Source organism: Pseudomonas sp. GW456-12-1-14-TSB6, from assembly GCF_059424205.1.
In genome coordinates, this window is sequence record NZ_JBWKZE010000041.1 from 18,825 (window position 1) to 32,981 (window position 14,157).

Here is a 14,157-nt window from a genome sequence, read left to right on the forward strand (position 1 = left end):
GTGTAACGGCTCAGAGTGCCTCGGCACCCCGCAAAAAATCCTTGTTCAGATCGGCATAGGAAACCCGTGGAACGCCCGCCAGCCGCTGCTCTAGCACGAGGCTCAGGGATTCTCCGGGTTGCAGATACGCATCACCGAAATCCGCCCCGAGCTGGTTCGGATGGGCGACGATTTCCAGCACGCCGTCGGTCGGCGCGGGGGCGTTGCGCAGGTCGACCGGGGTGCAGACGTAATCGGCCGTGACCCCGGCCAATCCCTGCAATCGGCGGTTGAGCAACCCCTTGAACAGGCGCTTGGGCAGGCTGAGGTTTTGCCCCTGGTTGCGCGCCAGGCGCACGGGCACCCCTTGATGGGCGGCGAAGCGCGCGACGATCTCGCCGATCGGCCAGATGTTGTGCACGTGCTGATGCGAATCGAGGTGGCTGGGACGCACGCCGTGATCGACGCAGCGCTGCCACTGCGCCTGCAATTCTTCCTGCACCGCCTCGCGGTCTTCGCGGCTCAGCCACAGGCTGTGGCGAGGCAGGTTGAGGTCGAACACGCCGTGGCTGTCGCAGAAGGTGCGGCGCTCGACAATGGCCCGGCTCAAGGGCCGGCCGTAGGTCAGGTTGAAATGCAGGCCGATCCGGCCCTCCAGCAGCGGCAGCCGGGCCATGGCGCAGGCCGCTTCGAACGCCGGCATGTTGGCCATGGCGGTAGCGGAACTGATGACCCCGGCCTGGAACGCACCGAGGATCACCGCGTTTTCGTTCGGGCTCAGGCCGAAATCGTCAGCGTTGACTATGACTTGGCGTGGCATGTTCGCCCTCCTTGCCGGGGTTGATCACAGGTGTCGCAATGGCCGCCGCTTTGGCCGCCGCACGCTTCGCCCGCCATTGTTGCAACGCAGGTTTGAGCCGGTGCCAGGCGCGCAGCCCGAGCCCCAGCAACAGGCCGCTCGGGCGCCACGAGTAGAAACTCCAGCGCCAGTGCTCCAGTTGCCCGGTCATGCGTTCGTGCAGTTGATGGCTGGAATTTTCCAGGCTGACCCGCGAGGCATCGATCCAGCGCCAGTTGTCGTCCAGCCCCCAGCGAATCCATTCCTCCAGCAACACCCGGCCGCTGCCCAGATCGGCGTACTGCGGCAGGAAGGCGAGGTTGTAATCGTAGAGACGGCCTTGTTCGAACAGACCGAGTCGATAGCTGATGCAACGTTCGTTGAGTTCCAGCATAACCACGCGCACCCGGCCGGAAGCGGCGAGGGCGGTGAAGGCGTTTTCCATGTAGCGGCGGCTGCGGTCGCTGGCAAAGATCCCGACGCCTTCGTCGCCTTTCCAACTGACCGCTTCGACTTCGCTGATGGCCTGCAGCAACGGGCCCATGCTGGTCGCGTCGGGAATGATCCGCCGGACTTCGGCGCCGCACGCGGCAATCCGCTTGCGCGCCCGGCGCAGTTTGTAGCGCGGATCGCCCGAGACTTCCTGGCGGTCGGCGTCGCTGATCAGGTGCACCGGCACCCGGCAGCTCAAGCGACGTTCGCCGGTGGAGCTGTGGGCCATCCATTCGGTGAGCACGCTTTCGGCGCCGACCGGTTCGGCGATTTCGTTGAGTTGCAACAGGGCGTGGGGCACGCGCTGGCGAATCAGCCGCAGCGCCTGGCGCATGTCTTCGGCGTTCAGCAGTGATAACAGCGCCAGGCGATCGGCCAGGGGATAACCGAGGTGATGCACCACCCGAAAAGGCAATCCGAAAAACCGCTCACGGCTCGCCACCAGCGGCAGGCACAGGCGCAATTCGTCCGCTTCCCAACCCAGCAATACGTGCAGCCGCTCGTGCGTGTCGAGCGCTTGCTCTGCCGCACACAGCCAGTCGAGGCTGTTGAACGGCGTGTGATCCGTCACCCGCAGGCGCAGCGCTTCATAGGCCGCCGCCGGGAAGTCAGGTGCGCACAACGAGGTGCGCCATTCGAATCGCGCCATAGATTCAGGTCACCGTTGCTGTGACAGGTGGACGGGAAGGTTTGCGCAGTGCCTCCAGGCGCGAGCCGCTGTAGCGGGTTTCGCGGTAGAAGCGCCAGCGGCCGAACAGTTTGTAGATGTTCATGATCCGGCCCTGTTCGGTATAGCCCATGCGCAGGTGCAGCTTGAGCGCCGGGATGTTGTGGAATTCGCAGACGTCGACCACCTTGTCGCAGCCCTGGGCGGCCATGGCTTTCCAAAGTTCCAGTTGCAGATCCACCGACAGCTCTGTGCCCCAATACGAGCGGGTCAGTTCGCCGCCGAACTCGAAGAACTCGCCGGCTTTCACCGGAAACAGGCAGCCGTAGTAGTGACGGTCGAAGTAGTCCCGGGCGCTGCCCCAGATGAACGCCACCGCATTGCCCTGATCGTCCAGGTGCATGTGCCCGGTGTGATTTTCCCGGGCGAGTTCCGCCATGGTGCCGACGCGGTCGCCGAAGTGGCGGGCGAAGGCGCTGACGTTGCCCGGGGTGATTTTCACCACCCGCAGCGGCGGGTAAGGCTTGAGGCTGTGGGGCGGTACCGGACTGACCAGATCGCGCTCCATCCACAGCAGTTCCTGATGAGAAAAGACGTAGTGTTTCCAGACCTTTTTCACGGTGGCAGTGAGTCCTTTCTGCCGTAGGTTTTCAGTCAGTTTGCGCAGCATGTTCATGGTCGTTGCTCCTGATGACGAGTCATCGCGCGGCCAAGGGCCAGCGCGGCCGGACATCAACAGGGCGGTCATGAGGCGCTCCAGCTCAGGGCAAACAGGGTCTGTCCCGGCAGCTCGAAGCGCACGCGGCCGTCCTGACAGCGAAACGGCGCGTCGCGGCTGCGGTTGTCGGCGCCGAAGTAGCGCAGCGCGCCGTTGTTCAACGGGCATTTGGCGCCCGCCAGATCGACATGCTGCAAGCGCGTGCCCTTGTTCACGCCGAGCAGCCCGCGCTGATCGTCGCCGGCCATCGCCAGCACATCGACTTCGAACGCGTCGTTCTCCAGCCGCAGCACTTGATGCAGCCAGTGTTGCTGGATGAACTGCTGGGCCAGGCCCACCGGTTTCAACTCGAAGCGGTCATCGCCCAGCACCCGCAACATGCCTTTGGGGTATTGCGGCTCATCGGCGGCCTGAAACCAGTTGAGCATGGTCAGCAAACCGTCCTGGGAGGCGTTGATCACCACCGAGGCCCACCACAGCGAGGTGAAATGGGTTTCCTGATCGTAGGGGCTCAGGCTCGAACCGCTGGACAGGTTGGTCTGGTCCAGCAACAAGGCCTTGCGCGGCTGGCCCTTGGCATCGAGGCCAACCAGATCCGCCGCCCGGCGCACGCTGTCGCGGTACACGCGGGTGGCGAGCAGGTCGCGAATCATCCATTCGTGCCAGGCCAGCGCATCGACCTGATCGGCGGATTCACCGAGCAGGCGCCGGGCCCAGTCGATGCCACGCTTGTTCGCCGCGTTATCGGCGAACGGTCCGTTGACCAGCCGTGAACTGGCCGGCATTGCGATGCGCACGCCGGCCTTGGCGTTGGCCGGATCGCTGCGCACTTGCCGGGCCATGCTGGTGAAGATCGAATGGTATTGCTCGTAACTCGAATAATTCAGGTTGGGCTCGTCGGCAAACCCGATGTAATGCGTGCCTTTGCCGCCCAGCGCACGGGTACTGGCGAGCCAGGCGTCGAGGCCGCTGTTGCTTTGCACGTCGGCGCGCAGATCGGCCTGGCGCTGACTGCCGGCAAGCAAGGTGATGTCCTGACGGATGCCGAACCGGTCCTGATAGACCTGACGAAACGCATCTTCGAAGTGCGGATTTTTTGCCGTCACGTCGACGAACGTGTAGTAACTGGCGGCCGTCGGTTTCAGTGCATCGAGCACCGGATGGCTGGCGGGCGGCGGCATCACATAGGGCAGGGCGATGCCCAGATCAGGTGTGCGCCCCAGGACTTTGTCGTGCAGGGTCAGGCGCGTCTGGCCGTCGTCCAAGCGCAGCGGTTTGAGCTGTTGCGGGGTCTGTGCGAACAGATTGGCCGTGCCGTCGAGCCAGAACGCCGCTTTGCCGCTGCCTTGCAGACGCAGGCGCCAGATCTGCTCGCGCTGACTGACGGGCAGCGCGAGCTGATCGAACTGCCAATAGGCGCGATAGGGTTTGAGCGACAGTGTCAGGGGCTGCCCGTCGCCGACCCGCTGCGCTTGCAGGGCGCTGACCCCGCCGTGAAACTTGCCCGCCAATATCGCGTGCTCACCGGCGGCGACCTTGAAATACAGCTCATCGCCGTTACGGGTTTCCGCACTGAAATGCACCTTGGCCGGGGCAAACAGCGCCACGGTGGTTTCGTCGTGTTCGACTCGGTAACTGCGGAAGCTGTAGCCGGGGATCTCCAGCTGATAACTCGCGGCGCCCGGTGCCAACGGCCAGCTCTGGCTGCCACGGGTTTCACTGGCCTTGATGAAGCGCTCGCCCTGCAATTGGCCCCGGCCGTCGAGCAGGTAAATGTGCTCTTCGTTGGCCTCCGCCTGCCACGCCGGCGCCCAGCGCACGGTTACCGTGTCGGGGCGATCCGCTTGCAGGTACAGGCTGCCGTCGCGAATGTCGCCCCAGCGCATAGACGCCGCGAAGGCGTCCAGCGACAGGCCGAGGCCGAACAGCAGGGCCAGGCCTTTCATGCCGATTTCCGTTGTAAGAAGCGACGCTGCAACATCAGCCACATCGGTGTGAGGTCGCTGGGCAGAATGATCAGGGTTTGCCAGAACACCACGCCGCTCAGCCGGCAGTACAACACCAGCATCGCCACGGTCACCGCCAGATAGGCAATCGACGAAGCCGCCGCCGCGCCGACGATGCCGTAGGCCGGAATCAGCAGCAGATTCAGCGCAAGGTTGAGCAGCGCACCGAGCCCCATCAGCAACGACACCGTGCCGGGGCGATTCTTGCCGATCAGGTCCAGACGCAGGATGCTCGCGTAGCACAGGCCCAGCAGCCCCGGCAGCAACGCGAGCAGCGCCGGATACGCCGGTTGGTAGGCGACGCCGAACAGGGTAACGATCAGCCATTCGCCGATCACGGCCATGGTCAGGCAGGCGCCGAGCATCACCGTGGCGGTCAGGCGCAGGGCCAGCGGCGTGACTTTGTCCATTCCTTCGTCCTGTTGCAGCAGGCGCTTCATCAGCGGCGTAGTCACCGCTTCCGGGACGATCAGCAGCAACTCGGCGGCGGCGCTGGCCATCGCGTAATGCCCGAGGGCGGTGCTGCCGAGCAGGGCGCCGATGAACAGGTAATCGGAACGCAGGATCACTTGCTGGAACAGCAGGTCCGGGTGGCTGCGGGCACTGAAGCGCAGCAGTTCGTTCTGGCTGGCGCGATCCCATTGCAGCTGCAACGGCTGCGCGCGTTTGAGCCACAGCCAGCCGACCAGCACTACGAGGCTGATGCCGGCCAGCCAACTGATCAGCGCCGCTTCCAGGGCCGCTTCTTTCCACATCCAGAACAGCGCGAGAAACAGCAACAGAGGCGCCAGGGATTCCACCAGTCGCAAGGCATTGAACGCGACCACACCGCCGGACGCATTGTGCAAGGTCAGCAGACCGCTTTTGAGCACGGTCAACGGCACCGCCAGCAGCAACAGCCACGCCAGCAGACCGAGTTGCAGGGTCACGTCCAGTTCACTGCCGAACTCGCGCACCAGCGCCACCACCAGCAAGGTCAACAGACCCGCCAGCAAACAACCGAACACCAGCACTTGAGCCAGTAGCAAACCCATCGGCCGCTGCTTGGCGGCCTGATAACCGACCGCCGAATTCAACCCGCCGCTGGTGGCGGCGCTGATCAGATCGGGCAGGGTACTGAGCAGGGCGAACAGGCCCCGTTCGCTGGGGCCGAGAATCCGCGCCAGCAGCACATTCCTCAGCAGGCGCAGGGCGATCATCGCCAGTTTGGTGCCCATGCTCAGCGCCAGATGCTTGAGGTAACTGCTTCGACTCATGGCCGCGCCCCGCGATAGATCCGCCACGACAGCAGTTCCGGATTGCGCGCGGTGCGCTGGCTGACGCCGAAGCGTGGCAGGTTCAGCGGATCGCCGGTACCGCGATAGATGCCACTGCCGGTGCCCAGCGCAAACGGGAAATCGTGATTGGCGATCTGTTCGCGCACCCGCTCATCGTTGTCGCCGTTGGGGTAGCAATACACCGGCAGCGGCCGGTTGCAGCCATTGAGCAGGGCATCGCGGCTGCGGCTGATTTCTTCGCCCAGGCGTACATCGTCAAGGCCGGTGAGGATCGCGTGACTGGCGCCGTGGGGGCCGAAACGCACCAGCCCCGACGCTTCCATCGCCCGCACCTGATGCCAGTCCAGTGCCTGTGGTTGCGACTCTTGCGGGCACTCCTCGGTCAGGCGTTCGAGTCTCTTCGGATCGAGCGCCTTGAGGCTTTGCAGATAATGCAACAGGGTCAGACTGCGGCGATCCACGTCGATGTCGTCCAGCAGCACCGGCACGGGATGGTGGATCGACTGCAAATATTCGATCAGGTGCATGCGCGGCTTTTCGCCATGGCTGCCCCACAGGGTTTCGCCGATGCTTTCCCACCAGAAGCGCTGGCGGCTGCCGATGAAATCGGTGGAGAGAAAAATGCTCGCCGGCACCTGATGTTTCTGCAGCAGCGGGAAGGCGTTGGCGGCGTTGTCGCGCCAGCCGTCGTCGAAGGTCAATGCCACTTGCGGACGCTCGGTGCGCAAGGCATTGGGCTGCAGGATCTCCATCAGCGGCACGCAATCGAAATGCTTGCGCAGCCACACCAGCAAGTGTTCGAAGGCCTTGGGCCCGACGCACAGCTCGTTGCGGTGCGGCAGGTCGGCGGCGCGGTCGTTGGACAGCACCCGGTGGAGCATCAGGATCACGCCGGCGCCGTGCAGCTGGTTGCGCCCCACGGACGAGTTGAGATAGAGCCAGCCGCTGGTGCGTTTAATCAGTTGCTTGATCGCCATGGCTCGATCCCTCTCAACGGTTTTGGTCAGGGTTCCATTGGGCATAACGCTGGCCGCGCAGGAACTGCCACAGGCCGATGCTCATGCCCGCCAGTGTCACCAGCAGGAATGCCGCAAGGCGGAACGGCTTGGGCAGGCGGTGTTGCGAATCCAGCAGGCCGGCAATCGCGATGGCATAGCCGACCACTTGCGCGATCAGGCTCAGGCGATAGAAACCGTGCTCTTGCCACAGCCAGAAATTGCTCAGCAGCAGCGGCAGCAACAGGATCGGCGCCAGACGGCGAATCAACTTGTGGCTGATCAACGCAATCGAATACAGCCCGTGCTTGAACGGATTGAGCAGTTCACTGCGTTGCGCCAGGCTTTGCAGGCCGCCGACGGTGACCCGCTGGCGCCGGCGGAATTGCTTGTCGGCTTCGTCCACGCCGTGGTCGATCACTTGCGCTTCGGGCACGTAGACGATGCGTTTGAATTTGACCGGTGCGCAGGTGCTGATGAAGAAGTCATCGTTGACCTCGGCCGGCACGTTCTCGAACAGTTCCCGGCGCAAGGCCAGCAGCGCGCCGTCGCCGGAGACCATGCAGCCGGTACGGTTCTCGACCCGGCGCAACCAGCCCTCGTAGTGCCGATAAAGGCTGTCGCCGATGCTCAGTCCGCCACCGGTGACCGGAATCACCATGTGCCCGGCGCAGGCGCCGACCTGCGGATCGCTCAGCGGCGCCAGCAGGTAGCCGAGGGTTTCCCGCGACCATTGGTTGTCAGCGTCGGTAAACACCAGAATGTCGCCCGTAGCCAGCGCCGCGCCGGCATTCAGCGTGGCGGCCTTGCCCTGGCGGGGCAGGTCGAGCACGGTGATTCGCGGGTCGACGACCTTGCGTGCACAAGCCACGGTGTCGTCAGTGGAACCGTCGCTGGCCAGGATGATTTGCAGGGTCGCCGGCTGATAATCCTGGGACAGCAGCGAGCGCAGCTTGTGTTCGATGTGCCGCGCCTCGTTGTGGGCGGCGATGACGATGCTGACGTTCAGCGGCGGTGCCGGGCTATGGCGCCACGCCGGAAAAAGCGGCGCGAGCAGCGTCAGCAGCAGCGGGTAGCCGACATAGGCGTAGGCCGGCAGCAGCAGGCACATCCAGAAAATGAATTCAGCCACGGGCAGGCCTCCTGGCGTTCCAATGACACAGACTGAGAATGAACGCGGCGCCCGCCAGGTGCAGGCGCAGCCAGTGCAGGCCCCACAGTTGCAGGGTCAGGCAGACGTTGTGGTGCTTGGCGCTCTGGCGCACGCTGAGCACCAGCCCCGGCACCAGCGTCAGCATCACCATGATCGCGGCGTGATGGGGAAAGCCGTCGAGCAGCGCGGAGATCGCCAGGAAATCCAGAATCCAGACGAAGATCGACAGCATCGGAAACCGCAACAGGCGCAGGCTGAAACCATGGCTGCGCAGCAGTTGCAGGTGACTGCCCTGGCGCCACAGTTCCTTGCCCATCCACTCGCGCCAGTTCATTTCGTAACCCCAGTGCAGCGCGACATTTTCATTGATCGACAGCAGTCGGGCGCCGTGCTCGCGCAGGCGCAGGGTGAATTCCTTGTCTTCGCCGGTGCGCAGGGTTTCGTTGAAACCGCCGACCTTGTCGAACCAGCGCCGGCGCATCAACAGGTTGGCGCTGGGCAGCCAGTCGACGACGTGGCTGGTGTGGGTGGTCGGGCGCAAGGTCCGGCGCTGCCAGGCAGTGGCGTACCACGGCGCGGCGGCGGGAGTGTGCAGATCCAGCCCGAACACATCGGCCTGGCCACTGGCTTCGATGTCGAACAATGGGCGCAGCCAGTCTTCCGGCATTTCGATGTCGGCATCGATGAACGCCAGCCATTCCCCGGTGGCGATGGCGGTGCCACGATTGCGCAACGCGCCGATCAGCAGGCCTGGCATCACCAGTACTTGGGCGCCGAACTGCCGGGCGATCTGCGGCCCTTCGTCACTCGATCCATTGTCGACGACAATCAGTTCACACTCGACATTCGCCGCGTGCGCCGCTTTTTGCGCGGCCAGCAAGGTGCGGCCAATGTGTCGGGCCTCGTTGTACATCGGAATGACGATACTGATCCGGCTCATGTCCTGCTCTCCGTCAGCGGTGCCTGCTCGGCTTTGAGGCGCAGAACGCTGGTCATGGCGAGCATGATCCACACGTATTTCTGGTTCGGCGCGCTGAGGAACATCAGGAACAGCGTCAGCGACAGAAAACTCACCCCCAGATGGGTCATCAGATCCGCCTGTTGCCAGTCACGCCGCAACATCCACGCCTTGCGCGCCCGCATCAGGTTGTACAGACCCAGCGCGAGCATGCCGACGAACATCAGGCCGGCAGGAATCCCCAGCTCACTGAAGATTTCCAGGTAGGTGTTATGCGCCCGGCGATACAGGTCGCCGATCTTGCGGTTGGCGGAAAACGCCTTGGCGTAGCCGGTGGTGGCGTAGTGCAGCGGAAAGGTGCCGGGGCCGGAACCGAGCAGCGGGTTCTCGCGGATCATCTGGCCACCGACCACGATGTACGAGGCGCGGCGACCGAGGGATTCGTCGTTGTGGCCCTTGGCGCCGGCGCTCAACACGCTGAGGGACTGGATGCGCGCAATGTAACCGGCGGGCATCGCGTAGATCGCCAGCGGAATCACGATCGCCGCGCCGAGCATGGCAAACCCCAGATGACGCGGGCGAATCCGCGCCAGTTGCGCGCGGTAGTGCCAGCAACCGATCACCAGACTCAAGGCCAGCACCACCAGCCCGGAGCGCGATTCGGTCTTGGTCATGCCGCCGAGCAACAGCAGGCAGCAACCGCCCCAGAACAGACGATGCAACAGGTTCGGGCTGCGGATGACAAGCAATAGCCCCAGCGGAATGGCGAAGGCGATGAGCAGGGCGAAAGCGTTTGGGTCTTCGAGCAGACCGGCGGCGCGGCCCTGATCCTGGAATTTGCTGGAGAACATGGCCATGGCGCAGGTCGTGCTGACGGCCAGGGTCACCAGCCGGGCGAACAGGTCGAGGTTCAGCTCGCGGCCGATCAGCAGGGTGATGACAAACAGAATCAGGCCGACGCTGATTTCCCGCAGATGACCTAGCGACATGCCCATGTCATCGGTGTTGAGCAGGCTCAGAAAGTACAGAACCATGAAGGCGATCAGAAAGCGCCAGATATTGCTGCGCAGGCGATCCGAGGGAATCTGGTGCATCGCCAGTTGCAGCATCAGGATCACCGCCAACGAAGCGCCGATCAGTTTGCTGCCCGACAGTGAACTGTCCTTGAAGAAACCCTCGAACGGCACCAGGGCGGCGATACCGAGCAGGCCCCAGGTCGGTTTGCGGTACAGCACTGCGAATCCGACCAGGCCGATGACTGCGCCTGGCGCCAGGTAGGGCCAGGGACTGGCCAGCAGAGCGATGCAGGCCAGACCCAGCAGACTGACGATCGAGAGTGGGAAAATCATGCGCGTGCCTCCCGTGCCGTGCGGATGTACAGCTGCGACCAGCGTTCGGCCAGGGCCTTGAGGTCGTAGCGGTCCTGTTGCGTGCGTTTTGCGTTGTCGCGCAGTTGCCGCGCCAGGCCGGGCTCGGACAGCAAGGTGTCGAGCTGGCGGGCGAGGGCGGCGCTGTCGGTCGGGGCCGCGAGCAACCCGTTGTGGCGGTTCTCCAGCACATCGGGAATTCCGCCGACGCCGAATGCCACCACCGGCACCCCGGCCTGCATCGCTTCCAGCAGAATCATCGGCGTGCCTTCGGTGCGCGAGCTGATCACCAGCGCATCCAGTTGTTGCCACCAGGGGCGCATGTCGGTCTGGTAACCCGGCAGGCGGATGCGCTGCTGCAATCCGGCGGCGTCGATCCTTGCCTGCAAGTCTTCGCGTTCCGGGCCGTCGCCGAGCATCACCGCGTCGAGTTGCGGGTGCTGGTGACACAGCGGGATCAGCGCGTCGAGAAACAGATCCGGGCCTTTCTCACTGCTCAAGCGCCCGACGTAACCGGCGAGCCAGCGTGGTCCTGGCGCATCGCAAGGCAGGGCGGCCGCTGCCGGCAATCCGTTGGGGATCACCTGCAATTTCTCCGCGCTCACGCTGGCCTGACGGTGCAGCACCGCGATGCTTTCGGCGACACACACCACCCGATCCACCGACGCCGTGCGGCACAGTTGCAGGCTCAGCCAGGTGTAGAACTTCTGCTTGCGGCTGCGCGGGGTGAAGCCGTGTTGGGTGATGACCAGCGGCAGGCGCAACAGCGTGGCGCCGACCCAACCGAACAACAGCCCTTTGAAATTGTGAGTGTTGATCAACGGACGTTCACTGCGCCGCTGACGCAAGTGCCGCAGCAGGGCACCCAGCCCCGCGCAGCCTTGCGCATCAACGCCGGCCTCGCGAAAGCGCGCGATCAGTTCCGGCGGCGCATCGAGGAACAGCACCTGGTGCTGCCCCGGCGTCGCCAGGCAATGATCGAGCAACATCCGCTCGGCCCCGTAGAACCCGCCGCTGCTGAGCAAATGCATGATCGGCAGCGCGGCGTTCTGGGTAGAGGACATGTTCAATTGCGCACCCAGTGTACGAAGCTTGGCACGGTCCAGTTCTTGTGCGGGTTGCTCGGTTGCGCGTTCTGGTCGTTGATCACCAGCAGCACCGGCAGGCCCAGCTCGTGGCTGATTTGCGCCGGGTGTTTGAAGCGGTGGTCGAAGAACTCACGCACGTAGACCAGTGCAATCGCCAGCAGCAGACCGGTGAACAGCCCGAACGGAATGATCAGCATCGGCTTGGGGAACGCCGGTTCGGTCGGTTCGAACGGCGGGCTCAACACCCGGGCGTTGGACAGATCATCGCTCAGCGAACGGGTGGTGCTGCTTTCGGCAAAACGCTGGGCGTAGGTCGAGAACGCGGCGTGCAGGGCATCGATCTCGGTATCCATCTGCCGCAGCTTGCTCTGGGTTTGCTGCAGCTCGCGGATACGGTTCTTGAACTCAGCGATGCGCGCGGTTTTCTGATCGATCACCTGCTGGACCACCGCCAGATCGTTGGTGCGTTCCTGGATACGGTTGCTCACCACCTTGAGGAACTGCTGGCGAGTGCGGGCAATCTGCTCGCGGGTCAGCAACATCGGTTCACTGCTGGGCTGGAACACCGCCAGATCGTTCATGTAGCGGCTGACCTGGGTGGTCAGTTGCTCGCCCATCTGTTTGATTTCCCGGTCCTCGAACGCCACGTTGTCGACCGTGGTGGTGAAGGTGTAGGGGAAGGTGTAGTCGTTAAGTTTGCTGTTACTGGCGGCGGCCAGCGCGGTCTTCAGGTACTCGAGCCAGCGCTGGCTTTGCAGCAGGCGGTCGCGATACAGGTTCAGCGCCTGCTCTTCGGTGTTGATCGCGTTGAGGCGGAAGGTGATTTCCTCCTTCGGATCCGACGCACCGACACTTTCCAGCAACGCCTGGCGATTGCCTTCCAATCCATCGAGACTCACCTGATACAGGTGTTTCTTGGTTTCGTAGAACGATTGCGGCAGGTCGATCGATTGCAGCGCCTGACGGCTCACCAGATAGTTCTGCAACAGGGCAGAGACGAAGGTCGTGCCTTGATGCGGATCGGGGAAGCTGTAGATGATCGAGATCACGTTGGAGCCAGGCAGGGTCTCGATTTTCAGGCTGTCTATCGCATCCTGGGTCAGCGCATCGAGCGCGGTGTCGCGCACCGGATCGGTCTCAAGCCCCAGGGTGTTGCGCACGGGGTTGATCACGTACTGGCGCAGCGGCGAACTGATGTAGCGCTTGAACGGCTCGCTCACCAACTTGTTGAACATCCCGGGCGACGGGGTGTATTCGCCCTTGTCGCGCAACTCGCTGATGGTCTGACGGATCAGCGCCGGCGAACGCAGGATGTTGCTCTCGGTTTCCATGTCCGCCAGCGACGGCGGGATGAAGGTGGCGTTGTCCACAGTGAGCGACGTGGTGGCGTCGCCCTGTGAAAGTTTTTTCGACTGCACGATCACCTGAGCGGTGATATCGAAGGTCTGCTTGAGCAGCAGCGGCAGCACCAGCGCGATCACTGCAAAGATCAGGAAGACCCGTTTCACCAGTTGCTTGTTGGCGAAGAAGATCCTGAAGAACTCATGCAGGTAATTTTCCTTTGGATTCATGATCGGTCACCTGAGAGTCAGTTGTTGTTGCTGTCTTTGTTGTCGACGCGGTAGCCGAAGCTGAAGCCCACACCCTGGAACAGCACCACGTCGGCCAGTTGCCGGGCGAGTTCGCCGGCGCTGGCCAGTTTGGTTTTCGGCACGTACAGCATGTCATCCGGTTGCAGGTAGGCGATTTGCGGCGCCTCGCCCGACAATGCTTTCTCGACGTCGTAGCGCACGGCCTGCACCTGATTGCCGTTGCGGCGCATGATCACCACCGAATCGAGCCGCGCTTTGACGTTGGTGCCGCGCGCCAGGGTCAGCGCCTCAAGCACCGACACCGGCCGGCGAATCGGGTAGGAACCCGGCTGGCCGACCTCACCCAGCACGTAGATTTCGTTGCCGGCGGTGGACTTGAGCAGTACGTCCACGGTCATCCGGCCCGGCAGTTGCGCGTACTTCTTGTTGAGGAAGGCTTCGAGCTGGTTGACGGTCATGCCTTGCAGCGGCACCGCGCCGATTTCCGGGAAGCTCGCGTAGCCGTCGGTGCCGACGGTGATCTCGCGGCTCATGCCGGTGGCCGGGTGGTTGAGGGCGCTTTTCAGGTTCTGCTCGTTGGTCAGCGGGCTGATGATCTGCACTGTCAACTGATTGCGGTTGGGCTGGAACAACTGTTTGCGTTGATAGGCGCGCTGGATTTCCTGGCGCGCTTCTTCACTGGTCAGCCCGGCGATTTTCACCGAGGTGTTGGCGCCCGGCAGTTCGATGGTGCCGTCCGGCAGCACCAACTGGTTGCCATTGAGCTGGCTGGCAGCGGTGAAGTTAAGGCCGATCTGGTCCCCCGACTGCACGCGATAAGCGTCCGAGCCGCTGGTGCTGATGTGGAAGATCACGTCCAGCACATCCTGCGGGCGCAGGGTCTGCTCGACCTTCGGCATGTCGGTGGCCTGGGCGTTGGCCGGGGTAGCGGTGAGAATATTCACCGGCATGTTCTGGGTTTCGGAGGTGCTCGAGCAGCCTGCAAGCGGCAGCATCAGCAGCACAAGAATCCTGGCGTTCATGGCGT

At 63.5% G+C, this 14,157-nt stretch carries 12 protein-coding genes; all 12 read right to left on the minus strand.

Going from position 1 to position 14,157, the window contains the following annotated elements; translation table 11 throughout:
* Positions 1-10 precede the first annotated feature (10 nt).
* Positions 11-799, minus strand: coding sequence for a ChbG/HpnK family deacetylase (locus AC07Y2_RS26300; protein ID WP_103387239.1), 789 nt, complete (start codon positions 797-799; stop codon positions 11-13).
* Positions 771-1,958 (minus strand): GNAT family N-acetyltransferase, encoded by a 1,188-nt coding sequence (locus AC07Y2_RS26305; RefSeq protein ID WP_039767745.1) that lies wholly within the window; start codon positions 1,956-1,958, stop codon positions 771-773. The genes AC07Y2_RS26300 and AC07Y2_RS26305 overlap by 29 nt, the downstream gene beginning before the upstream one ends.
* A 4-nt stretch (positions 1,959-1,962) precedes the next feature.
* Positions 1,963-2,652 (minus strand): GNAT family N-acetyltransferase, encoded by a 690-nt coding sequence (locus AC07Y2_RS26310; protein WP_074687746.1) that lies wholly within the window; start codon positions 2,650-2,652, stop codon positions 1,963-1,965.
* 68 nt (positions 2,653-2,720) lie between these two features.
* Positions 2,721-4,640 carry a hypothetical protein gene (locus tag AC07Y2_RS26315; protein ID WP_103387240.1) on the minus strand — a complete coding sequence of 640 codons (1,920 nt, stop codon included), beginning with the start codon at positions 4,638-4,640 and terminating at the stop codon, positions 2,721-2,723.
* The gene (locus AC07Y2_RS26320) at positions 4,637-5,956 is read right to left on the minus strand and encodes a lipopolysaccharide biosynthesis protein (protein WP_103387253.1); all 1,320 of its coding nucleotides are present in this window, start codon (positions 5,954-5,956) and stop codon (positions 4,637-4,639) included. The genes AC07Y2_RS26315 and AC07Y2_RS26320 overlap by 4 nt, the downstream gene beginning before the upstream one ends.
* Positions 5,953-6,954 (minus strand): polysaccharide deacetylase family protein, encoded by a 1,002-nt coding sequence (locus tag AC07Y2_RS26325; protein WP_103387241.1) that lies wholly within the window; start codon positions 6,952-6,954, stop codon positions 5,953-5,955. Before AC07Y2_RS26325 ends, AC07Y2_RS26320 begins: the two co-directional genes overlap by 4 nt.
* 13 nt (positions 6,955-6,967) lie before the next feature.
* Positions 6,968-8,104, minus strand: coding sequence for a glycosyltransferase (locus AC07Y2_RS26330; RefSeq protein WP_103387242.1), 1,137 nt, complete (start codon positions 8,102-8,104; stop codon positions 6,968-6,970).
* Positions 8,097-9,065, minus strand: a complete 969-nt coding sequence (locus AC07Y2_RS26335; RefSeq protein ID WP_103387243.1) for a glycosyltransferase — start codon at positions 9,063-9,065, stop codon at positions 8,097-8,099. Before AC07Y2_RS26335 ends, AC07Y2_RS26330 begins: the two co-directional genes overlap by 8 nt.
* On the minus strand, positions 9,062-10,432 hold the full coding sequence (locus tag AC07Y2_RS26340; protein ID WP_103387244.1) for an O-antigen ligase family protein: 1,371 nt from the start codon (positions 10,430-10,432) through the stop codon (positions 9,062-9,064). Before AC07Y2_RS26340 ends, AC07Y2_RS26335 begins: the two co-directional genes overlap by 4 nt.
* Positions 10,429-11,514 carry a glycosyltransferase family 4 protein gene (locus AC07Y2_RS26345; RefSeq protein WP_178082887.1) on the minus strand — a complete coding sequence of 362 codons (1,086 nt, stop codon included), beginning with the start codon at positions 11,512-11,514 and terminating at the stop codon, positions 10,429-10,431. Before AC07Y2_RS26345 ends, AC07Y2_RS26340 begins: the two co-directional genes overlap by 4 nt.
* 2 nt (positions 11,515-11,516) lie before the next feature.
* Positions 11,517-13,109, minus strand: a complete 1,593-nt coding sequence (locus tag AC07Y2_RS26350) for a GumC family protein (protein ID WP_103387246.1) — start codon at positions 13,107-13,109, stop codon at positions 11,517-11,519.
* A 17-nt stretch (positions 13,110-13,126) separates the two neighbouring features.
* Positions 13,127-14,152 (minus strand): polysaccharide biosynthesis/export family protein, encoded by a 1,026-nt coding sequence (locus AC07Y2_RS26355; protein ID WP_064378938.1) that lies wholly within the window; start codon positions 14,150-14,152, stop codon positions 13,127-13,129.
* Between the last annotated feature and the right edge of the window lie 5 nt (positions 14,153-14,157).